Here is a 22093-nt window from a genome sequence, read left to right on the forward strand (position 1 = left end):
TCCTCATCTTGCGTCCTGTGAGGCAGGCGGCAGCGTACCCGGAACGCCGTCGCGGTTGCTTTGGTCGAACTGTTTGGCGGGATTGAACATCGGCATCAGCACCCGGAACGTCGTCTTCCGCGGCTGGGATTCGCATTCGATGATGCCGCCGTGATCGCCGACGATTTTGGCAACCAGGGCGAGACCCAGCCCGCTCCCGGTCTGTTTTGTCGTCACGAAGGGATCGAACAGGTTCGGTAGCAGGTCTTCCGGCACGCCGGATCCATTGTCCTTGACGCAGAACTCCAGCGGCAACGATACCCGCGATTTCTTGCCCGGCACCGATAGGCGGACGCCGGGACGAAAGGCGGTGGTGAGTTGGATTTCCGCATCGCTGCCGAGATCGGCGACCGCTTCCGCGGCGTTCTTCACGAGATTGAGGAAGACCTGAATGAGCTGGTCCTGATTGGCCAACACCGGCGGCAACGACGGGTCGTATTCCTCGATGAAACGGATGTTGCGGGCGAAGCCGGACTGCGCCAGGCGTTTGACGTGGTCGAGCACGGAATGGATGTTGACTGCCCCCCGCGCCACCGGGCGGTCGTCGCCGAACACTTCCATGCGGTCGACCAGGGTGACGATGCGGTCGGCCTCGTCGCAGATCAGCCGCGTCAGCATGCGGTCTTCGGACGAGGCCGCCTGCTCCAGCAATTGCGCCGCGCCGCGGATGCCGGACAACGGGTTCTTGATCTCGTGCGCCAGCATTGCAGCCAGCGCGATTACCGAGCGCGCCGCGCTCCGGTGCGTCAACTGACGGTCCATCTTGTCGGCGATAGTGCGCTCCTGCAGCATCACGACGATGTGGCCGGGCCGTTCGGTGAGCGGCGCCACGTGCAGGTCGACCTGGCGATCGCCGCCGATGCGGGGCGTGCCGAGATCGACCTTGTATTCGTTGACGGGCGAGCCGCTCGATCGCACCTGGTCGATAAGCGCCAGCAGTGGGCTGCCGAACGGCACCAATTCTTTTAGCGACTGCCGCCGCAGGAACTGCGTCGAAATCTCGAAGAAGGATTCGGCGGCGATGTTGGCGTCGACGATGCGGCCGTCCGGCGCCACCAGCAGCACCGGGTTGGGCAGCGCGTTGAGAATGGCCTCGCTTTCGGAGGGCACGGCGCGGCGATATTCTGCGGCTGAATTCATGCAGCAGCACTCCATGCGAAATCGTCGAACGCGTCCTGCAGCGACCGGTGGACGCGATGCGGATCCTCCGACGTCAGAATCTTTTGCCGCCAGCCCTTCAGCGTCTCCGCCGGCGCGCGGCTGCACTGCGCCGCCACCTCCAGCGCCCAGCCGAGATGCTTGCGCGCATGCTTGAGTCCGATGCGCAGCCCGTAATGGCTGCAGATTTCGTCGTAGAGTGCGCGCACATGCGCGAGTTGTTCGGCCAGCGACGGCGCAGTCTCAGCCTGTCCGGTCTCAAGCCGACGGCCGATCTGCCCCGGCAGCCAGGGTTGACCCTGGGCACCGCGCCCGATCATCACGGCGTCCGCGCCCGACACTTCCCGTGCGCGGACCGCCTGCTCGAATGAGGTGATGTCGCCGTTGACGACGAGCGGCACGGAAACCGCGTGCCTGACCGCGCGCACGGCGGCCCAATCGGCGACGCCCTTGTAAAACTGGCAGCGCGTGCGCCCGTGCACGGTGATCATCTGCACCCCGGCGGCTTCCGCGCGGCGCGCCAACTCGGGTGCGTTGAGCGAGCGATCGTCCCAGCCGAGCCGCATCTTCAGCGTCACCGGCACCTTGACCGCCGCGATCGTGGCTTCGATCAGCTTGAGCGCATGATCGAGATCGCGCATCAGCGCCGAGCCGGACTGGCCGCCGGTGACATGACGCGCCGGACAGCCCATATTGATGTCGATGATGTCGGCGCCGGCCGCCTCCGCAACCCTCGCCCCCTCCGCCATCCAGTGCGCCTCGCAGCCCGCGAGCTGAACGACATGCGGTCCGACACCGGCCGTCTCGCAGCGCAGAATCGACATCGGCCTGCCGTGCACGAGTTCGTCGCTGGCGGTCATCTCGGAGACGACCAGTCCGGCGCCGAGAGTGGCGGCAAGGCGTCGAAAGGGGGCATCGGTGACGCCGGACATCGGCGCCAGAAGGACCCGGTTGGCGACAGCAATCTCGCCTATTTTCAACGGCTTAGAACGTGAACTTTCCGGGCCGGTCACGGCGTTCTCTTGGTTGGGGCGGCGGCGTCATTGCAACCGTCGACGCATATTGTGAGCACAAATCTTGGGCAGTCAAGCTTCTTGCCTACACTTTAGACAGATCTATCATTTGCGCAAGTGCACTGCAACAAAAACCGCTTTTCCCACAGTTCGTGGGAATCGCTCTGTTTTTCCCCATTCGGCGTGGTAAGGGCTGTGCGCCAGCACACCCGCCCTCTCTCACCACCCGTGATTCGTTCGTATTTGAGTCCAGATGCCCAGACCTGAGCGTACCGCAGCCATTCTCGTCGCAGCCGGACGCGGGCTTCGCGCCGGCGCCGGGGGGCCCAAGCAATATCGCGAGATCGGTGGGCAGACGGTGATCTTCCGCGCCATGCAAGCGTTCAGCCGGCACCCAGACATCTTCGCCGTGCAACCGGTGGTGAATCCCGATGATGTCGCCATCTTCAACGAGGCCGTCGCGGGACTGCGCCACCAACCGCCCACGAATGGCGGCGCGACACGTCAGGCCTCGGTGCATGCCGGACTCGAAGCGCTGGCCGCGGAGAAGCCCGACATCGTTCTGATCCACGATGCCGCGCGGCCCTTCGTGACCTCGGCGGTGATTTCGCGCGCGATCGATGCCGCCGGCCGGACAGGTGCTGCTATTCCGACAATTCCCGTCACCGATACGATCAAGCAGGTCGGTGATGCCGGTCACGTCGAGGCGACGCCCGAACGCGCATGGTTGCGAATCGCGCAAACGCCGCAGGCGTTTCGCTTCGATGTCATTCTCGATGCCCATCGCCGCGCCGCGCGCGACGGCCGCAGCGATTTCACCGATGATGCGGCGCTCGCGGAATGGGCGGGATTGACGGTGGCGACCTTTGAAGGCGATCCTGCAAACATGAAACTGACGACGCCTGAAGATTTCATTCGTGAAGAGGCCCGGCTCGCCGCCCAACTCGGCGACATCAGGACCGGCACCGGCTACGACGTGCACGCCTTCGGCGACGGTGATCATCTGATGCTCTGCGGCGTTCGAGTGCCGCACACCCGCGGCTTTCTTGCCCATTCCGACGGCGATGTCGGCCTGCACGCCCTGGTCGATGCCATCCTCGGCGCGCTGGCGGACGGCGATATCGGCTCGCACTTTCCGCCGAGCGACCCGCAGTGGAAGGGTGCGGCGTCTGATAAATTCCTCAAATATGCCGTCGATCGCGTCACCGCGCGGGGCGGACGAATCGCCAATCTCGAAGTCACGATGATTTGCGAGCGCCCGAAGATCGGGCCGCTGCGCGATGTCATGCGCGCCCGCATCGCCGAGATCACCGGGCTCAACATCTCGCGTGTTGCCGTGAAGGCGACGACCAGCGAACGGCTCGGCTTTACCGGCCGCGAGGAAGGCATCGCCGCAACCGCGAGCGCCACCATCCGCCTGCCGTGGGATGATAAAGGTTGGAGCGAGTAACATGAGCGGCAGCGACGCCCGCGCCCTCGCCCGCTCGCTGCTTGATTTGTGCCGGATGCGCAAGCTGACGATCGCCACCGCAGAGTCCTGCACCGGAGGCCTGGTCGCCGGCGCGCTCACCGACATTCCCGGCTCTTCTGATGTCATCGACCGCGGTTTCATTACTTACTCCAATGAAGCCAAGCGCGCGATGCTCGGCGTCAAAGTCTCGACACTGACAACCTTCGGCGCGGTCAGCAAGGAAACCGCGACCGCGATGGCGGTCGGCGCGCTGGAAAAGGCCGGCGTCGATCTTGCGGTATCCATCACCGGCATCGCTGGCCCCGGCGGGGCCACGCCGGGCAAGCCGGTCGGCCTCGTGCATTTCGCGGTCGCGTCGCGCGACGGCAAGATCCTGCATCGCGAATTCCGTTTCGGTGCGATCGGCCGCACCACCGTGCGCCAGCGTTCGGTGGTGGAAGCGCTGCGCATGTTGATGGAGCTGGCGCGCGGCCCGCAGCCGCCGGTCAAACCGCGACGCGAAACGATGAGCCGGCTACGCCCACGGGTGGCCCGTACGCCGCGGCGCAGCGCCGTCAAACGACGCCGGCCGACGCGGCCATAAACCAGTATCAAACCGCCGCGGCCAAAGCCTTAGCGCGCGTTTCGCTCAGCGAACTCACCGGCGTCAACGCCTCTGGACTGATCGAAAGCTCGATGATGGCCGGAAGGCCGCTTGCGACGGCTTCGTCGAACGCGCGCGCGAAATCTTCAGTACGCTCGACATATGCTCCGAAGCCGCCACAGGCGCGTGCCAGTGCGGCAAAGTCAGGGTTGGCCAGATCGGTGCCGGAGACACGGCCCGGATAGGTCCGCTCCTGGTGCATCCGTATGGTGCCGTACATACCGTTGTTGCAGACGATCACGATCAGCGGCAGCCGGTTTTCGACCGCGGTCATGAACTCCAATCCGGTCATCTGGAAGCAGCCGTCACCGGCGAACGCGATAACGGTTCGCTCCGGATGCTGTAGCTTGGCGGCAACGGCCGCGGGCAACCCATAGCCCATCGATCCAGAGGTCGGCGCGAGTTCGGTACGAAATTGCCGATAACGCCAGAAACGGTGCACCCAGACGGCATAATTGCCGGCGCCGTTGCAGATGATGGTGTCATGGGGCAAGCGATCGCTCAAACCGCGCACGACCTGCGAGAGCTGCACGTCGCCGGGCGAGCGGGTCGGCTCGGTGAAGGCGAGATAGTCGGCATGCGCTGCCTTGACATAGTCCGCGCGCGATTGATGCTTCGGCCCCAGCCGCTTGATGGCGGCTGCAAAGGCCGCGCTGCTCGCGACCACGCCGAGCGTCGGCGAATAGACACGGCCGATCTCTTCCGGGTCGGGATAGACGTGAACCAGCGGCTGCTTCGGCTTCGGAATATCGAACAGCGTGTAGCCGGATGTGGTGGCCTCCCCCAGCCTCGCGCCGAGCGCGATCACCAGATCGCTGGTTCGGATCCGCTCGGCGATTTTTGCGTCGAGACCGATGCCGACATGGCCGCCATAGCAGGGATGCAGATTGTCGAAATAGTCCTGGCATCGGAACGAGACGCCGACTGGAACCTCATGCGCAGCGGCAAACGTTTCGAGATCGCGGCGGGCCTGATCGCTCCAACCGCCGCCGCCGACGATCAGGAATGGCCTCTTCGCCTCCGACAGCAGCGCATGGAATTGCCGCAAGGCGCCGTCATCGGGCGCGACCGGAATTGGATTGTAGGGCGGCGCATCTGCCACCTCGGCGGTGTCGGTGAGCATGTCCTCGGGCAGCGCCAGCACGACCGGGCCGGGACGGCCCGAGGTCGCGGTGAAGAAGGCGCGCGAAATGAACTCTGGAATCCGCCGCGCATCGTCGATCTGGGCGACCCATTTCGCCATCGGCCCGAACATCTGGCGATAATCGATTTCCTGGAACGCCTCGCGTTCCATCATGTCGCGTCCGACCTGGCCAAGCAGCAGGATCAGCGGCGTCGAGTCCTGGAACGCGACATGGACGCCGGAGGACGCATTGGTGGCGCCGGGGCCGCGGGTGGCGAACACGATGCCGGGCCGTCCCGTCAGCTTGCCATAGGCCTCCGCCATCATGGCGGCGCCCCCCTCCTGCCGCGCGTTGATGAACCGCACGCGCTGGCTCTGGTACATGCCGTCGAGGGCAGCCAGGAAGCTTTCGCCGGGCACGCCGAACACGGTGTCGGCACCGTGCAAGGCCAGTTGCTCGATGAGAATATGGCCACCGGTTCGAAGATTTACGTCCATCGTCTCGTCCCTCTGTCGCGGGATCACGGATTTGGACCCGGCTTAATGAATGGCGTCGGGACCAGCAACCGGTTTCCTGCGAAATCAGATATGCGGCTCGGCATCTTCCCTATTGTTGGTCTTTCGGCCGCACCCGTGCGGCCACGCCAGTCACGGCCTCGTAAGCCTTGATGACGGCGGTGCAGGACTCGCCGTCGTGCCCGAGCAGCGCCGCCTGCCGGTAGGTCTGATGCACCGCTTCCGCCATGAATCCTGGCAGACCCGCCTCCTCCAGCCAGCGCGCATAATAGCGGACATCCTTGCGGGCGTTCGCCAGCGACATCAGCGGGGTGAAGTCGCCATCGAGCGTGGCCTGGCCGTAAAGATCGAGCATGCCGCTCTTGCCGCCGGCCGCCGAGATGATGCGGATGAGTTGCGAGAGGTCGAGCCCGTCCTTGGCCGCGAGCGCAAACCCCTCGCACCACGCCGCCACATTGGCGAAAGCGATATAGTTGTGAATGAGCTTGAGGCGGATCGCGTGCCCCAGCGGGCCGATGTGGAAGATGTTTTCGGCATAGAGCTCAAAATAGGGCCTGAGGTCGTCGAGCAGGTCACGCTCGCCGCCGAACAGTACGTTGACCTTGCCGATGTCGGCGTGTTTCGGGGTTCGCGTCATCGGTGCTTCGGCATACCGACCACCGGCTGCCCGCACCATGCGGTCGAGCTTTGCGACCATCTGCGGGCTGCCGGTGGTGTGATCCACGACGATGAATCCCGGCGCCGGACCGGCGAGCAGCCCATCGCTGCAAGTCATCAACGCCTCGACATCCTCGGCCTCGTTGACGCAAATCATGACGATGCGGCAATTGTCGCGAATTTCCTGAAGACCGCTGGCAGCGGTCGCGCCGAACGATTTGGCAACGGCCACAGCCGCCGGGTTGAGATCGTAGGCGGTGACCGCCACGCCTTTGGCGACGAGGTTCTTGACCAAGCCTCGTCCCATTCCACCGAGGCCGATAAAGCCAACGCGTTCGAGTGTCGTCATTTCAACCGTTCCGTTGTCGTTTCCTGGATTCTTTCCGAGAGCCGATCGCGCCGAGTTGCGGAGCCTAGCTTCGGGTCCCGGTGGCGGGTTTGCCGTAAATCGCATCCGCCCGCTTTTCGAAGGCGGCGGCAAAACGCTGGAAGGCCGTATCGAACATCGTCCCCATCAGCATCGCCAGCATCCGGCTCTTGAATTCGTAGGACAGGAAGAATCCGACGTCGCAGTCGGTTTCGGATTTCGGTTCGAACGTCCAGCGGTTTTCCAGATTGCTGAACGGGCCCTTCAGATACTCGACCATGATTTTCAGGTTCGGCCGGTCCAGCGTCACCCGGCTGGTGAAGGACTCCCGTACCAGCTTGAACGATATCGTCATGTCGGCGACGACGACTTCAGTGCCGTCAGCTTTCTGCGTACGCTGCCGTATCCTCAGCGATTGGCACAGCGGCACGAACTCCGGATAGCGCTCGACATCGGCGACCAGATCGAACATGTGCGAGGCGGTATGATGAACCCGGCGCTTGCTGGAAAAGCGAGGCATTGGACGCCTCAACCGTGTAGCGCAGCCCGCGCCGCCCTGAGCTTGGCAAAATCCTCACCCGCATGATGCGACGAGCGGGTCAGCGGACTGGCCGACACCATCAGAAAACCCTTGGTATAGGCGACCTTCTCGTAGCCCGCGAATTCGTCCGGCGTCACGTAGCGCATGACGGCGTGATGCTTGCGGGTCGGCTGCAGATACTGCCCGATGGTCAGGAAATCGACGTCCGCGGAGCGCAGATCGTCCATCACCTGCAGCACCTCGTGGCGCTCCTCTCCGAGGCCAACCATGATGCCTGATTTGGTGAAGATCGTGGGATCAATCTCCTTGACCCGCTGCAGGAGCCGGATCGAATGGAAGTAGCGCGCGCCCGGGCGTACCGTGAGATAACGCGCCGGCACGGTCTCCAGATTGTGGTTGAATACATCCGGCTTGGCTGCCGCGACCACCTCCAGCGCGCCTTCCTTGCGCAGGAAGTCGGGGGTGAGGATTTCGATGGTCGTGGTCGGGCAGCGCGCGCGAATGGCGCGAATCGTCTGCGCAAAGTGCTCGGCGCCGCCGTCGGCGAGGTCGTCGCGATCGACCGAGGTCACCACGACGTGGGTCAGCCCGAGCTTGAAGGTCGCCTCCGCGACATGTTCCGGCTCATTGGCCTCGAGCGCGCCGGGCATGCCGGTCTTGACGTTGCAAAACGCGCAGGCCCGCGTGCAGGTGTCCCCCATGATCATGAAGGTGGCGTGCTTCTTGTCCCAGCACTCGCCGATATTCGGGCAGCCGGCCTCCTCGCACACCGTGACGAGGCCGTTCTCCTTGACGATCTTTCGCGTGTCGGCATAGCCGCGGGTGTTCGGCGCGCGCACCCGGATCCAGTCCGGCTTCGGCGGCGACAGCGCATCCGGCCGGTTCACCTTTTCGGGGTGACGCGGGCGAACCTGGTTCAGGGAAACGGTATCGACGAGAACGACCATGTTAAGTCCGGAAATTGCGAGAACATCTAGCTAATCCGTGTTGCAGATGGCTGCAACTCTGTTGCGGAAAACCGCAACCCGATTGCGGAAGGCCGCAATCTAGCTCGCGAAACCTAGCAGATCGTGCAAGATAATGACGAATTTCACCTGTTCCGCGAACGATTCTCACCTGAAAATGGTTCAAAACTCCAAGCCTGCCGGCGCCGCCGCCCTCCGGCTCGGCAAGCCGCTGAAACGCTCGTTTTTCGACCGCAGCGTGCACGAGGTCGCGCCCGACCTGATCGGGGCAACGCTCCTGGTCGACGGCGTCGGCGGCACCATCGTCGAGGTCGAGGCCTATCACCATCTGGACCCGGCCGCGCATTCGTTCCGCGGGCCGACGCCGCGCAACCGCGTGATGTTCGGCCCGCCGGGTTTTGCCTATGTCTATCGCTCCTATGGCATCCACTGGTGCGTCAACTTCGTCTGCGAAGAGGAAGGCTCCGCCAGCGCCGTGCTGATCCGCGCGCTGCAGCCGAGCCATGGTATTGCGGCCATGCGCCGCCGCCGCGGCCTGCAGGATGAGCGGGCGTTGTGTTCGGGGCCGGGCAAGCTCACGGAAGCGCTTGGGATCACGATCAAGCACAATGAACTGCCGCTCGACGTGCCGCCGATCGCCCTGCATGCGCGCGTGGGCACACTCGACATTGCCGCAGGCGTGCGGATCGGCATAACCAAAGCGGTCGATCTGCCGTGGCGCTACGGATTGAAGGGGTCGAGATTTTTGAGCAAGCCGTTCTGACAACGCGGTTTCTCTTTCAGCCGTCATTGCGAGCGCAAGCGAAGCAATCCACATTTCGGCTCGGGGATAGATGGATTGCTTCGCTGCGCTCGCAATGACGCGGAGATAGTGACGCAACACTCGATCGTCATACCCCGCGAATGCGGGGTATCCAGTACGCCGCGGCTTTTCGGCTTAATCACTGCTGTCTCTGGAATACTGGGTCACCCGCCTTCGCGGGTGACGACAACTGAATGTGTGGCGGCGTTCTCGCGACGCATTGCGCCCGAGGCTTGCCAATCTCACCCCCTCGAAAACTAGGAGGGCGCAGGGAATGCCGGGTGCCGGCTAGCACCCGCGGTCTCGTGTGCAAGGTGCACTTCAAGAATGCGCACACGAGCATACAGGTACAGCCGGAGCAGCCCGGCATTCCCTGCGCGATGGCTTTACGGCTTATGCCGCGCTCTCCCTGGAGACGAATTCCTCTTGCCTCCATCACTGACGAATTGACGGCTCGCATGACTCGGTTGAGCGCTGCAAGCCTCCGCCAGCTTGACACCAGCCACGGGTGCCAGGACCACACGGTTTTGCCGTACGCAGCTTCCTTCGCCACAGACTTCAACCAGCCAAGTGCGTGCCGGCCGAAGCGATGGCGAAAGCGTTTAAGCGCCGTTCGTCTGCGCAGCTAGTGATCGCTCACGGAAGACCGCCCTGCAAACACTTTTCGCGCCTGACGCTGCCGCGTCCACCGCAACCCGCCCCAACGTCAGTGACGATGGCCAACGCCCCTCTCTTCGGGACGGGATGGCGGAGTTTTACGGGTGATTTGGGTCTGGCGCGAAGCGGAATATTTTTGATTCCGGCACTTGACACGACTTCTGAAAATCCGAATTGATTTGCTCCAACGGATGATTTGCCGCATCTTCAACGCAAGATTGTGCTTGCAAGGAAACGCAAATCAGCCATTGGCCCGCATGAGCGCAGCCAGGCGGGACAGACAAAGTGCCGGACATCGCTCATCCGGGCAACGGTTGCTGAATTGAATCATGATGCCCGAAACCACCGGGCAAATTAAGTGCACTGGACTGCAGTCCACTATCCAGCACTATCACCCTAAATTACGCGGGATGACCATCAGGATGGACGGCTTAACAGATCAGCGAAGCGCTGCAGGTACAGCGGCCAACCCTGATCACCCGCAACTCCATCGCGCACGCTTTGCCACCCCTCGCCGTGGCGGTCCAGGTGTCGGTGCTCGATCTCAACGCGTGTCCGGTGCGCCGTCTCGGCGGTAAATCGCACTTCCCACTCGCTGGTCTTATTCGGATCGGTCTCGATCTGCCATTGCGGGCTAATGTTCCAGCTCAGGAGCACTCGATTGGGCGGCTCGTATGCCAGCACTCGCGCCCACCGACACTCGCTGCCGTCAATGCCGCGGTCATAGAGATGGCCACCAACTCGCGGCTCGAATACCGTCTCGGCGATCGGCACGCCCAGCAGGTTGTGCTCGGCGGGCTTGAAGCGGCCAAAGTCCTCGGTGAAGACCTTGAATGCGCGCGCGATCGGCGCCTCTACCACGATCCAATGCTTGACGGATGTGGTTGCTACTTGAGTGCTCATTTCGGCTCCTCCGGTGGTTGCTCGATGGCTGTCTTGTAAGCTGCCATCGTCTTGCTCCAGAACAGGTCGAGTTCCGCACGAAGGGCTGCCAACCCGGCGGGATCGACGCGGTAGATCCGCTGTTTGCCGGCCGGCGCGTCGACCACGAGTCCGGCGTCCTTCAAGACCCTCAGGTGCTGCGAGACTGCGGGGCGGCTAACCGGCAGGGCACGCGCCAGTCCACTGACCGAACTCGGATGATCGACCAATCGCTCGAATATTGTGCGCCTGGTCGGATCAGCGAGCGCCGTCCACCCACTCTTCGCGTAAGCCATCGCTAACGCGTAAGGCAATACTTACGTATTGTCAAGCCACTTCGACGCGGGCCGAACCCAAGCGAGGGCTCATCATCCGCGCGCGCCGCAAGCGCACTGGCCATTTCTGGCAGGGGGCGTTTCGGATGTTTCGCTATGGATGTCACCGTAATTCGGTGTCACTGGCACCGGGCTGACATTCCGGCTGCTCAGAACGAAGCTACACCGTCAGCACATCTTCAATCCGGATCGGTAAGCTGCGCACGCGCTTGCCCGTCGCGTGAAAGACGGCGTTGGCAATCGCCGGGGCCATGCCGACGAGCGCGATCTCGCCGAGGCCTTTGACGCCAAGGGCATTGACGTGTGGATCTATCTCCTCGACGAAGTGCGCTTCGAGTTGGGGAATGTCGAGATTCACGGGCAGCAGGTAATCGGCCATATGGGCGTTGACCGGGCGGCCGTCGCGCGGATCGAGGACGGTGCGTTCCATCAGCGCCATGCCCATCCCGCCGATCATGCCGCCAATGCATTGGCTCCGCGCAAGTCGCGGATTGATGACGCGGCCGATGCCATAGGCGCCCACGGCGCGGCGCAGGCGGATCATGCCGACATCGGGATCGACGGCCACCTCCGCAAAGACAGCTCCAAAAGAGTGCATCGAAAAGCGGGCCGCGACATCGGGATCGCGCTGAGCCGAAGCCGTAGCCTCGATGGGTCGGCCGTCCCGCGGGCGCTTTGCGGCTTCCTCCTGCACGGCCACGCAGGCGGCGCGGATCGCAGAGCCGACCGAGGCCATCGTCCATGAGCCGCCATGGGACGGAGCCGGCGGAAAGTCAGAGCGGCCAAGGTTGAAGCGCACCCGTTCAATCGGCAGCCCCAGCGTCTCGGCGGCAACCTGCGTCATCGACGTATAGGTGCCGGGCCCCATGTCGCTTGCCGCGACTTCAATTTCGGCGGTGCCGTCCGCTAGCAGCCGCGCCCGCGCATTGGCCGGCGCATGGAAGGCCGGATAGCTTGCCGATGCCATACCCATGCCGACCAGCAGCCGGCCATCGCGCATCGAACGCGGTTCGGGTAACCGCCGCGACCAGCGGAAACGTTCGGCGGCGAGGTCATGGCATTTCATCAGCGACCGGCTGGAGAACGGCTTGTTCTCGCCCTCATCGATCGTCGGCTCGTTGCGGCGCCGCAGATCGATCGGATCGATTCCGAGCTTGTACGACAGTTCATCCACGGCACATTCGAGCGCAAAGACACCGCTTGCCTCGCCGGGGCCACGCATATGGTTCGGGGTGCCGATATCGAGCGGCAGCAGCCGGTAGCGGGTCCGCACGTTCGGCGTGGAGTATAGGAAGCTCGTAACCGAAGTCAGGGCCTCCATGAACTCTTCATAGCGGCTCGTCTCGCCGGTGCCCTCGTGCACAATGCTGGTGAGCTTGCCGTCCGCCGTGGCCCCGAAAGCCATCCGCTGCAGGGTGCGGGGCCGATGGCCCGTCATGAAGAACATCTGCTTGCGCGTGAGTACGAGCTTGACGGGACGTCGCAACTGTCGCGCCGCCATGGCCGCAAGCGTCACATGCGGCCACGTCCTGAGCGACGTGCCGAAGGCACCGCCGATAAACGGACAGATCACCTGTATGTTCTCGGGCGGCAGGCCGAACACGGCTGCGATCTCGGCCTGTTCGTTGACGACGAACTGGCTCTTGCTCCACAGCGTCAGCCGATCTCCATTCCAGGCCGCGACGGTGGCGTGCGGCTCCATTGGATTGTGGTTCTCGCGCGCGATTTCATAGATCTCGTCGACCTTCACCGGCGCGTCCGCGAGTGCGCTGTCGGCATTGCCGCGCGCGGTGTCGGCCGGCAGCCTCGCATCCGGCTGCTTCCCGGCTTCCGGAACGACAGGCCGGGCTTTTGGGTCGGCAGGATCAACAAGCGGCCGCTCGGCCGTGTAGGAGATGCGCAGCGCCGCAGCCGCGCGCTCCGCCTGGTCGAGCGTATCGGCGACGACGATCGCCACCGGTTGCCCGTAGAAGCGCACCTGGTCGTCCTGCAGTACATGCAACCGCTCGCCTGTTGCCGGATCGATATAGCTCTTGTGCGGCGCGTATGGCAGGCGCGGCGCATTGCGATGCGTGATGACGGCAACGACGCCCGGCATCTTCTCAACCGGCGCGGTCTCGATATCGCTCACGCGGCCGAGCCCCACCGTGGCACCGACGATCACCGCATAGGCCTGGCCGCCCTGGTTAAAGTCGGCCGCGTAGCGCGCCGCGCCCGTGACCTTGGCGCGACCATCCACACGCGGCAGCGGCTTTCCGATCACGTTCGTCGTCATGCGGCTTCTCCCGTCATTTCAAGAGCGCGGACGATCGTCCGGGGCAGCAGTTCGAGCTTGTAGTGATTGCCCGACAGCGGACGGGCTCCTTCGAGTGCCAGCCGGGCGGCGGTTTCGAAGATTTTACGATCCGGTGCCTTGCCGATCAGCGCTTTCTCCACCGTGCGCAGGCGCCACGGCCGAGTGCCCACGCCGCCGACAGCGAGCCGCGCCTGACGGATCACGCCGTCCCCGACATCGAGTGCGGCGGCGGCGGATACGAGCGCGAATTCGTAAGAAGCGCGGTCGCGCACCTTGAGATAGCGCGCCCGCCGGCTGTACGGACCGCCGGGGACCCGCACCGCGAGGATCAGCTCGCCAGGCAGCAGCGTATGTTCGAGATGCGGCGTATCGCCCGGCAAGCGAAACAGTTCCTCGACCGGAAAGCTGCGCTCGCCCCGCGGCCCCCTCACCTGCATCGTGGCATCGAGCGCGACCAGCGCGACGGCAACGTCCGAAGGATGCGTGGCCACGCAATAATTGCTCGTGCCGAGAATGGCGTGGCCGGCATTGAGGCCATCGATCGCGGCGCAGCCGGAGTTCAGGGTGCGCTTGTTGCAGGGCGCGTCGTGCATCCGGAAATAGGGGCAGCGCACGCGCTGGAGCAGGTTGCCGCCGATGGAGGCCATGTTGCGCAATTGCGGCGAGGCGCCCTCGATCAGGCTTTCGGCAACGAGCGGGTGCAGGCGCTGCACGCCTGGGTGGGCGGCGACATCGGCCATGCGGGCGAGCGCGCCGATCACGAGATCGGAGCCCTCGATGCGGATTTCGGAGAGCGGGAGCGTGTTGATGTCGACGAGGTGTTCCGGCCGCTCCACCTCCTCCCGCATGAGGTCGATCAACGTGGTACCGCCGGCGATGAAACGTCGGCCAGCCGATGCGGCGGCGATGGCGGCCTGGACGGAGGTCACCTTCTCGAGCGTGAATGGAAGCATGGTCAGGCCCTCCTGGCAGCGTCGGAGACGGCAGCGACGATGCCCGGATAGGCGCCGCAACGGCAGATATTGCCGCTCATCCAAAACCTGATTTCATCCGGCGAGCCCGCATGGCCTTCCGCGATGCAGCCTATTCCCGACATGATCTGTCCGGGGGTGCAGAAGCCGCACTGCAAACCGTCGTGCTCGACGAACGCAGCCTGGAGCGGATGAAGCTCGCCATTCGTTTCAAGGCCTTCGATCGTCTTAATCTCAGCCCCCTCATGCATCGCAGCCAGCGTCAGGCAGGAGACGATCCGCCTGCCGTTGAGAAGGACGGTGCAAGCACCACAGGCGCCCTGATTGCACCCTTTCTTCGTGCCAGTGAGATCGAGCGTCTCGCGCAGCACATCGAGCAGCGAGCGGCGGGGGTCCAGGTCAAGCTCATGCTGCCTGCCGTTGACCACCAGGCGGACCCGTCCCGTGGATGCGGCGGGAGACCGTTCAGAGATGGGCTGCGCGGCGACTTCCGATGCGACCGCGAGAGTGGCCGCTCCCCCGACCGTAAGCAGCACCGAACGGCGTGATAATCCGCCACGCTGTTCTTCGGTCTCAACAGCACCGTCGGTGAACGGCTCATCGCTTGTCATGGTCGTATGCTCGCTTGCTTGCTGAGGTGATTATCGTTCGCTGATTGCGATAAGATGACGTCACAATGCCTCTTCGACGCTCGGAAGCTGATCGGATTGCGCTGCGCACCAGACATCAAGCGCGGCCAAGCGATCGCCTCGGATGAACAGCGCGAACTAAGCATGAACCTAGTGGGGGGTACCGTTCGGATATTGCGGCGACTATCGCGGTGTTGCGATGAAGTGCCGCCAGGCACCTACAGAGCGCGTCGGAACGCCGACGGGGTCACTCCGACGATCGTTCGGAAAGCCGCCGTGAAGGCTGACGGCGTCTCGTAACCGACTGCAAGCGCGACCTCTGTGACACTCAGGCCTGAATGGGCGAGAAGCTCGCGGGCACGGCGCATGCGTTGCGCTGTCAACCATGCATGCGGGGTCTGGCCGGTCGACTGCCGAAAAGCCGTACAGAAGTGGAAGCGGCTCAGGCCGACAAGGGTGGCGAGTTCATTCAGCCCGATAGGCTGTTCGAGATTCTCGCGCATGAACGTCGTGACGCGCCGCACCTGCCAGTCAGCAAGCCCGCCCTTTCTAACCTGAGCAGACAAGCTGCCAAATGATGAATGCTCGCGGATCAGCCGTGCGCAGAGGAGGTCGATCGCCTGCTCCACGAACAGACGGGACGATGCACTGTCCCGCGCCGCCTCGTGGCTGAGAATTTCAAGCAGCCCCGCCGCCGCGGGATCGGCGAAAGCCACGCGCGGAAGAATCTCGACACGTCTTCCGCCCGCAATCTCGTCGGCGCATGCCTGGAGGCGTTCCTGAGTGAGGTAGACGTGCGAAACCACCACGGGGCCTGCAATGTTCCAGTGGCCGTCAACGCCTCTCGGAATGAGGGTGAAGGCTTTCGAGTTGGTCCTGGACGTCAGGCGCTTGTTCTCAATCCGCCAGGATATCTCGTGCTGTCCTTCGTGGCAGCCAACGGCGACGTACCCGGCCACGCCGCGCATGTAATCCTCTTGCAACCCGCCATGCGCCCATTTCCGTGTCAGGCGCGTATCACCATGCAAGACCTCTGCCACCAGTACCGGTGGCTCGTCCAAGATGCGCGCCATCTCAATGGCAGGATCCGGACTTGAGTAGCCGGCTGTAGATCGGGACAGGCCGCGTTGATTCGGTGCGGCCCTGCTTCGGGAACGGAACAGCCGCTGGTCCAAACTGTCGTCCTCGTCGAGCCGCTACACATTTGCACCACCATTATGCAAAAAGACGCAGCCATTGTGTAGAAAAACATCTGCGACAATCCTGACGCGCCCCTCCTGACTGCCTACAAATTGATCAACCCATGGTCGCGCGGTTCGGGCGAGGCCGTCCGTCCTCGCGGCTGAAGCCGGCCGCCTCCCCCGCATCGCTGCATCAACAATCGCAACATCGACTCAATCCCGTCACGACACGCCCACGTTGAGTACGTAAGTGTGGCCTGCTGTTTCGCCTTGCGCGAGTGAAGCGCTCACAAACTGTGCTGCGTCGAACATGCGGAACACGTGGTGAATTTGCGCAAACGACGGCGCCACCAACCAGCAACAGAAAACTGCAAAAGAAAAGGAGCTGTAGATGGCCGGCGTGTTTCCTGTTCAAGGATTTGGATTCCTCTCCAACTACAATGGCGCATTCGTCGCCGGTTCCGCGCTCGCCGCCATGCAGGCGATCGCCGGCACCAATTCAAATTCGATCGAGCTCGCTCCGCGGCTGTTCATGCAAACGAGGACGTCGAACGATGTTTTCGCCGAGCCCAACAAGACCGAGAGCGACGCCAATATTCTCCAGGCGGCGGCAAATGCGCAGGCGCTCGGGCTTTCGGTCACGCTGAAGCCTATGGTCTCAGCCCTCGATGGCACGCTCGCCTACGCGCTCATTCCGAGCGATCCGGCCGCTTTCTTCGCTTCCTACAAGACCGCAATGGTTCACATGGCTGAGCTCGCCGAGCAAGCGGGCGTGACCATGCTCTCGATCGGCAATGAGCTGAGCAAACTCTCGGGACCGCAATATCGAAGCTACTGGGTCGACCTCATCGATTCCGTACGCGCCGTGTTCCACGGCGAGATCACCTATGCGGCCGCAACCGACGAAGCCATCAATGTCAGCTTTTGGGACAAGGTCGATGTCATCGGAATCAACGCTTATCCGCCGCTGACGACGACAACCGAGCCGACCGTCGAGGAGATGGTCAATGCGTGGAACAACATGTCCACGGACGACTACTGGGCGAAGGTGATGAATCACATGTCGCCGGTCGATTTCTTCCATTCCCTTGCCTTGCAGTACGACAAGCAGGTGTTCTTCACCGAAACCGGTTATCGCAGCCTCGACGGAACCAATATCAGCCCGGGCGGCTGGGCCGAAGGCACGACGCAGGACGTCCAGGAGCAATACGATGCCTTCAACGCCTTCTTTCAGGTGTGGGGATCGGAAGGCGGAAGCTGGTTCAGAGGCGCGTCGATCTGGAACTGGGATACGAACAACAAATACTCGCCGATCGGCTACTCGCCCCAAGGCAAGCCTGCGCAGGAGTTGATTACCGAATGGTACGGAGGTCAGCACCAGCCGCCCGGCCAGACGCTAACGGGTTCTCCGTCTGCCGATTTGATGGATGTCGGTAGCGGCAATGACGTGCTGTCGGGCGGGGTCGGCAACGACACGATCAAGGCAGGCGGCGGCGATGACACCATTACCGGCGGCCCCGATACAATTCCGAAACTCATGGAGACGTCAGTCACGGTGACGGGCTACAGCTCCGTCGTCGACGGCGTCGGCGCCAAAATGCAGCTCCTGATCAACGGGCAGCAGATCGGCAGCACCGTCGAATTCCACGGCGCGACCGACCCATCGGGTTTCCAGACCTTCACATTCACATTCGCCAACCCGGCCAGCGTCTCCAGTCTCGATCTCGCCTTCATCAACGACATCGCCAACGCCAATGGCGACCGCAACCTTTATATCAAGGACATCACCGTCAACGGCGAGCACCTTGCCGTGTCGGAAGGCGTCAATCCGAGTTCGCCGGGGACGTGGAACCTCTACCAGAACAAGTCGATCCACTATGACATGACCGCCCGCCAGGACCTGTTCTTCGGTTCGTCGACCGATGATGACGATCTGGAAGGAGGCCCGGGCAAGGATGTGATCAGCGGCGGCGCCGCCACAGACATGATCCAGGGTAGCGCGGGCAATGACACCATCAACGGCGGCCCCGGCGCGGACGTGATCCGCGGCGGGGCGGACGACGACACGATCAACAGCGGCGCCGGCATCACCACGGCGACCGATCAGCTTTATGGCGACGACGGCAACGACATCATCAAGGCCAGCACCGGCGATACCGGCGCCCTGCTCGACGGCGGCACCGGCAAAGACCAGCTCTATGGCGGCTGGCTAGCCAATGTCCTGAATGGCGGTGACGGCAACGATTATCTCTCCGGCGGCGGCGGACTGGATACGATGCACGGCAACGCCGGCGACGACCAGCTCAAAGGCGGCCCGGCGGCAACCCAAATGTCCGGCGACGACGGCAACGACAGCTTGCAGGGCGGCACGGGCAGCGAGTTTCTGTACGGCGGCAGCGGCAACGATCGGCTGACCGGCAGCGCAGGGAACGATTATCTAGCCGGCGGCACCGGCAATGACACATTCGTGTTCGCCCCCGGCTTCGGCAAGGACACCGTTGCCGACTTCCAGAATACCGATGGCGTGCAGGATATCGTTCAGTTCAGCAAGACGGTGTTTGCCGACTTCAGCGCGCTCCAATCGCACATGACCGAGGTTGGCACCAGCGTCGTGATCACGGTCGACGCCAACAATGCGATCGAGATTCAGAACAAGACAATGAGCCAACTCCACGCCAGCGATTTTCTGTTCGTGTGAGGCTTATCGGGATGGTCCTGACGCCGGTCCAGCATCGATGGAGTGCTCGATGATGACGGAGAACCCTCCGTCGTCATTGCGAGCGAAGCGAAGCAATCCATATCGCCGCATAACGGATAGATGGATTGCTTCGTCGCTTTGCTCCTCGCAATGACGTGCGGTTGGTGGCTAGGACGCCATCTTCAACCGTTCCAGCGCTTCCTGCAGCTTTACCTTGCGCGCGACCGCCGCCTCGCGTTTTTCCTTTTCTTCCTCGACGATCTCTTCGGGCGCGTTCGCCACGAACTTCTCGTTGCCGAGCTTGGCGTCGACGCGCTTGATGTCGGCGTCGGCCTTGACGATTTCCTTATCCAGCCGGGCCTTTTCGGCCGACAGATCGATCACGCCCTTCAGCGGCAGCGCCACGACCTCGCCACGCACGAGCAACTGAACGGCGCCTTCCGGCGGGCGGTCGGCGAAATTGATCTCGGCCAGCCGCGCCAATCGCTTGACGATGTCGTTCCAGCGCTGCGCGCGCTCCTTGGTCTCCGCGGACGCACCTGACAGCACCAGCGGGATCAGCGTGGCCGGCGGGATGTTCATTTCCGAGCGTACCGAACGGATGGCGGTGACGAGATCGACCACCCACCCGATTTCGGCCTCGGCGGCCGGATCGCTGAAATCCCCGGCATCGAGCGCGACCATGGCCGGTGCAATCACTGGATCGCCGGGTCCTGCCATCGCCATCGCGGCGATCTGCTCGGCGGTAACCGAACTGACCTTGCGCGGCCATTCCGCCAACACCAGCAGGCCGTCGCGCTTGGCCGTCACCGCCCAGAGCTCCTCGGTAATGAACGGCATGAACGGGTGCAGCAATTTGAGGATCTCGTCGCGCGCCCAGGCGATCATGGCGCGGGTCTCGGCTTTCGCCGCCCCCTCCTCGCCCATCAGCACCGGCTTTGCGAGTTCGAGATACCAGTCGCAATAGACGTTCCAGACGAAACGATAGATCGCATTCGCCGCATCGTTGAAGCGATAGCCCTCGATCGCCTCGGTGACCTCCCGCGTGGCGCGCGAGGTTTCATGCGCGATCCAGCGGTTCAGCGTCTCCCTGGCATTCACAGGATCGAAGCCGTCTGGCTTCTCGCAGCCGTTCATTTCGGCGAAGCGGCAGGCGTTCCAGAGCTTGGTCGCAAAATTGCGATTGGTTTCGACCAGTTGCGGCGAGAGCTTGATGTCGTGGCTGTGCGCCGCGCCGCGCGCCAGCGCAAAGCGCAGCGCGTCGGCGCCAAAATCGTCGATGACGCCGAGCGGATCGATGACGTTGCCTTTCGACTTCGACATCTTCGCGCCCTTCTCGTCGCGAACCAGGCGGTGGATGTAGACGGTCGAGAACGGCGCGTCCTTCATGAAGTGAAGGCCCATCATCATCATCCGGGCGACCCAGAAGAAGATGATGTCCCATCCCGTGACGAGCACGTTGGTCGGGTAATAGCGCTTCACTTCCGCCGTTTCGTCGGGCCAGCCCAGCGTCGAGAACGGCCACAGCCCTGATGAAAACCAGGTGTCGAGCACGTCCTCGTCACGCGTGATGAAGCCCTCGCGCCTGGCGGGATCCAGCGCCATCTCGCGGCCCTGCTCCGGCGTGATGACTTCCTGCTCGACGTAATAGCCGAGTGCGTTGCCGACGGCTTCGTCTTCAGTCTCGGCGACGAACACCTTGCCGTCAGGACCGTACCAGGCCGGGATCTGGTGGCCCCACCAAAGCTGGCGCGAGATGCACCAGGGCTGGATGTTTTCCATCCATTCGAAATAGGTCTTTTCCCAGTTCTTCGGCACGAAGCTGGTCGCGCCCGAGCGCACGGCCGCGATCGCCGGCTGCGCCATGGTCCTGGCGTCGACATACCACTGGTCGGTCAGATAGGGTTCGATCACCACGCCGGAGCGGTCGCCATGCGGCACCATGTGCGTGTTCGGCTCGATCTTTTCCAGGAAGCCGAAATCTTCCAGCCGCGCCACGATCGTCTTGCGCGCGGCAAAGCGATCGAGATTGTGCAGCTCGTCGGCTAGCATCAGCGCGCCTTCCGGCAAGCTTCGCAGATAATCCTCATTGTCGACGAGGGCCATGCAGCCCTCGCGATCGAACACGTTGATCTGCGGCAGGCCGTGACGCTTGCCGACCTCGAAGTCGTTGAAGTCGTGCGCCGGCGTGATCTTGACCGCGCCTGAACCCTTTTCGGGATCGGCGTAGTCGTCGCCGATGATGGGGATGCGGCGGCCGACCAGCGGCAGGATCACATGCTGCCCGATCAGGTGCCCGATACGTTCGTTCTCCGGATGAATCGCAACGGCGGTGTCGCCGAGCATCGTCTCGGGACGTGTCGTCGCCACGACGACAAAAGTCGAGGGATCGTCGGGGCTAAAAGTCTTGCCCTCGATCGGATAGCGCAGGTACCAGAGACTGCCCTTGACCTCGACCTGCTGCACCTCGAGATCTGAGATCGCGGTTAGCAGTTTCGGGTCCCAGTTCACCAGCCGCTTGTCTTTGTAGATCAGGCCTTCGCGGTGCAGCTCGACGAACACTTTCACGACCGCGCGCGACAGCCCCTCGTCCATCGTAAAACGTTCGCGCGACCAGTCGCAGGAGGCGCCGAGGCGCTTCAATTGATTGACGATGGTGTCGCCGCTCTCCGCCTTCCACTGCCAGACGCGCTCGAGGAATTTGGCGCGGCCAAGGTCGCGGCGGCCCGGCTCCTGCCGTTCCATCAATTGCCGCTCGACCACCATCTGGGTCGCGATGCCGGCATGGTCGGTGCCCGGCTGCCACAGCACGTCGCGGCCGCGCATGCGCTCGAAGCGGCAGAGAATGTCCTGCAACGTATTGTTCAGCGCGTGGCCCATATGCAGCGAGCCCGTCACGTTGGGCGGCGGGATCACGATGGTGAACGGCGCGGCATCTTTCCGTTCCGGGCGGCCGGCCTTGAACGCGCCGCTTTCCTCCCAGATCCGTGACATACGGCTTTCGATATCGGCGGGCTGGTAGTTTTTTTCGATCATGGCACTGCAATTGGGGATGTCGGGGGCGTTCTCGAGCAATCCGTCGCCGGTCCGCTTAGAGAATACGCATCAAA

At 63.2% G+C, this 22093-nt stretch carries 17 protein-coding genes; 4 read left to right on the plus strand and 13 right to left on the minus strand.

Annotation, left to right across the window (positions count from 1 at the left end; genetic code table 11):
* Window positions 1–3: 3 nt before the first annotated feature.
* Both V1277_RS32185 and dusB read right to left on the minus strand, forming a co-directional pair.
* Window positions 4–1179 (minus strand): two-component system sensor histidine kinase NtrB, encoded by a 1176-nt coding sequence (locus tag V1277_RS32185; RefSeq protein WP_334375463.1) that lies wholly within the window; start codon window positions 1177–1179, stop codon window positions 4–6.
* Window positions 1176–2177: a tRNA dihydrouridine synthase DusB gene (gene dusB, locus V1277_RS32190; protein WP_334420513.1), complete on the minus strand. Its 1002-nt coding sequence runs from the start codon at window positions 2175–2177 to the stop codon at window positions 1176–1178. The genes V1277_RS32185 and dusB overlap by 4 nt, the downstream gene beginning before the upstream one ends.
* A 286-nt stretch (window positions 2178–2463) precedes the next feature.
* On the opposite strand from dusB, the gene V1277_RS32195 reads away from it, so the two are divergent.
* Window positions 2464–3660: a bifunctional 2-C-methyl-D-erythritol 4-phosphate cytidylyltransferase/2-C-methyl-D-erythritol 2,4-cyclodiphosphate synthase gene (locus V1277_RS32195; protein ID WP_334419751.1), complete on the plus strand. Its 1197-nt coding sequence runs from the start codon at window positions 2464–2466 to the stop codon at window positions 3658–3660.
* Window position 3661: 1 nt separating this feature from the next.
* The gene (locus V1277_RS32200; RefSeq protein ID WP_334419752.1) at window positions 3662–4264 is read left to right on the plus strand and encodes a CinA family protein; all 603 of its coding nucleotides are present in this window, start codon (window positions 3662–3664) and stop codon (window positions 4262–4264) included.
* 7 nt (window positions 4265–4271) lie between these two features.
* Here the strand turns inward: V1277_RS32200 and V1277_RS32205 are convergent, their stop codons facing one another.
* The 4 genes from V1277_RS32205 to lipA all read right to left on the minus strand — a co-directional run bounded on the left by V1277_RS32205 (window position 4272) and on the right by lipA (window position 8475).
* Window positions 4272–5945 carry a thiamine pyrophosphate-binding protein gene (locus V1277_RS32205; RefSeq protein WP_334419753.1) on the minus strand — a complete coding sequence of 558 codons (1674 nt, stop codon included), beginning with the start codon at window positions 5943–5945 and terminating at the stop codon, window positions 4272–4274.
* A 109-nt stretch (window positions 5946–6054) separates the two neighbouring features.
* A complete protein-coding gene (locus tag V1277_RS32210; RefSeq protein WP_334419754.1) occupies window positions 6055–6969 on the minus strand; it encodes an NAD(P)-dependent oxidoreductase in 915 nt (304 codons plus the stop codon).
* A 64-nt stretch (window positions 6970–7033) separates the two neighbouring features.
* A complete protein-coding gene (locus tag V1277_RS32215; protein WP_334419756.1) occupies window positions 7034–7507 on the minus strand; it encodes a type II toxin-antitoxin system RatA family toxin in 474 nt (157 codons plus the stop codon).
* A gap of 8 nt (window positions 7508–7515) precedes the next feature.
* Window positions 7516–8475 carry a lipoyl synthase gene (gene lipA / locus V1277_RS32220; protein ID WP_334375469.1) on the minus strand — a complete coding sequence of 320 codons (960 nt, stop codon included), beginning with the start codon at window positions 8473–8475 and terminating at the stop codon, window positions 7516–7518.
* Window positions 8476–8650: 175 nt separating this feature from the next.
* Here lipA and V1277_RS32225 point away from each other — a divergent pair, with 175 nt between their 5' ends.
* A complete protein-coding gene (locus V1277_RS32225) occupies window positions 8651–9256 on the plus strand; it encodes a DNA-3-methyladenine glycosylase (protein ID WP_334419757.1) in 606 nt (201 codons plus the stop codon).
* Window positions 9257–10369: 1113 nt separating this feature from the next.
* Here the strand turns inward: V1277_RS32225 and V1277_RS32230 are convergent.
* The 6 genes from V1277_RS32230 to V1277_RS32255 form a co-directional block, all read right to left on the minus strand.
* Entirely contained in the window at window positions 10370–10855 is a 486-nt protein-coding gene (locus tag V1277_RS32230; RefSeq protein WP_334419758.1) for an SRPBCC family protein, read from the minus strand.
* Complete coding sequence (locus V1277_RS32235) at window positions 10852–11169, minus strand: ArsR/SmtB family transcription factor (protein ID WP_334419759.1); 318 nt, start codon at window positions 11167–11169, stop codon at window positions 10852–10854. The genes V1277_RS32230 and V1277_RS32235 overlap by 4 nt, the downstream gene beginning before the upstream one ends.
* Before the next feature lie 199 nt (window positions 11170–11368).
* Window positions 11369–13483, minus strand: coding sequence for a xanthine dehydrogenase family protein molybdopterin-binding subunit (locus tag V1277_RS32240; RefSeq protein ID WP_334419760.1), 2115 nt, complete (start codon window positions 13481–13483; stop codon window positions 11369–11371).
* On the minus strand, window positions 13480–14457 hold the full coding sequence (locus V1277_RS32245) for an FAD binding domain-containing protein (protein WP_334419761.1): 978 nt from the start codon (window positions 14455–14457) through the stop codon (window positions 13480–13482). The genes V1277_RS32240 and V1277_RS32245 overlap by 4 nt, the downstream gene beginning before the upstream one ends.
* Window positions 14458–14459: 2 nt before the next feature.
* Window positions 14460–15086 (minus strand): (2Fe-2S)-binding protein, encoded by a 627-nt coding sequence (locus tag V1277_RS32250; RefSeq protein WP_334419763.1) that lies wholly within the window; start codon window positions 15084–15086, stop codon window positions 14460–14462.
* A 236-nt stretch (window positions 15087–15322) separates the two neighbouring features.
* Window positions 15323–16165 (minus strand): AraC family transcriptional regulator, encoded by an 843-nt coding sequence (locus tag V1277_RS32255; protein WP_334419764.1) that lies wholly within the window; start codon window positions 16163–16165, stop codon window positions 15323–15325.
* A 511-nt stretch (window positions 16166–16676) separates the two neighbouring features.
* On the opposite strand from V1277_RS32255, the gene V1277_RS32260 reads away from it, so the two are divergent.
* Window positions 16677–18983: a glycoside hydrolase family 113 gene (locus tag V1277_RS32260; protein WP_334419765.1), complete on the plus strand. Its 2307-nt coding sequence runs from the start codon at window positions 16677–16679 to the stop codon at window positions 18981–18983.
* 168 nt (window positions 18984–19151) lie between these two features.
* On the opposite strand, the gene V1277_RS32265 is transcribed toward V1277_RS32260, so the two are convergent.
* Complete coding sequence (locus V1277_RS32265; RefSeq protein WP_334419767.1) at window positions 19152–22019, minus strand: valine--tRNA ligase; 2868 nt, start codon at window positions 22017–22019, stop codon at window positions 19152–19154.
* Window positions 22020–22093 lie beyond the last annotated feature (74 nt).

Source organism: Bradyrhizobium sp. AZCC 1588 (assembly GCF_036924735.1).
Taxonomy (GTDB): Bacteria; Pseudomonadota; Alphaproteobacteria; order Rhizobiales; family Xanthobacteraceae; genus Bradyrhizobium.

Coding starts and splice junctions, on each gene's coding strand:
- V1277_RS32185 (WP_334375463.1), bottom strand. CDS start 1,179: ATGAATTCAGCCGCAGAATATCGCCGCGCCGTGCCCTCCGAAAGCGAG.
- V1277_RS32235 (WP_334419759.1), bottom strand. CDS start 11,169: ATGGCTTACGCGAAGAGTGGGTGGACGGCGCTCGCTGATCCGACCAGG.
- V1277_RS32265 (WP_334419767.1), bottom strand. CDS start 22,019: ATGATCGAAAAAAACTACCAGCCCGCCGATATCGAAAGCCGTATGTCA.
- V1277_RS32225 (WP_334419757.1), top strand. CDS start 8,651: ATGGTTCAAAACTCCAAGCCTGCCGGCGCCGCCGCCCTCCGGCTCGGC.
- V1277_RS32195 (WP_334419751.1), top strand. CDS start 2,464: ATGCCCAGACCTGAGCGTACCGCAGCCATTCTCGTCGCAGCCGGACGC.
- V1277_RS32210 (WP_334419754.1), bottom strand. CDS start 6,969: ATGACGACACTCGAACGCGTTGGCTTTATCGGCCTCGGTGGAATGGGA.
- V1277_RS32240 (WP_334419760.1), bottom strand. CDS start 13,483: ATGACGACGAACGTGATCGGAAAGCCGCTGCCGCGTGTGGATGGTCGC.
- V1277_RS32250 (WP_334419763.1), bottom strand. CDS start 15,086: ATGACAAGCGATGAGCCGTTCACCGACGGTGCTGTTGAGACCGAAGAA.
- lipA (WP_334375469.1), bottom strand. CDS start 8,475: ATGGTCGTTCTCGTCGATACCGTTTCCCTGAACCAGGTTCGCCCGCGT.
- V1277_RS32230 (WP_334419758.1), bottom strand. CDS start 10,855: ATGAGCACTCAAGTAGCAACCACATCCGTCAAGCATTGGATCGTGGTA.
- V1277_RS32260 (WP_334419765.1), top strand. CDS start 16,677: ATGGCCGGCGTGTTTCCTGTTCAAGGATTTGGATTCCTCTCCAACTAC.
- V1277_RS32200 (WP_334419752.1), top strand. CDS start 3,662: ATGAGCGGCAGCGACGCCCGCGCCCTCGCCCGCTCGCTGCTTGATTTG.
- V1277_RS32245 (WP_334419761.1), bottom strand. CDS start 14,457: ATGCTTCCATTCACGCTCGAGAAGGTGACCTCCGTCCAGGCCGCCATC.
- V1277_RS32215 (WP_334419756.1), bottom strand. CDS start 7,507: ATGCCTCGCTTTTCCAGCAAGCGCCGGGTTCATCATACCGCCTCGCAC.
- V1277_RS32205 (WP_334419753.1), bottom strand. CDS start 5,945: ATGGACGTAAATCTTCGAACCGGTGGCCATATTCTCATCGAGCAACTG.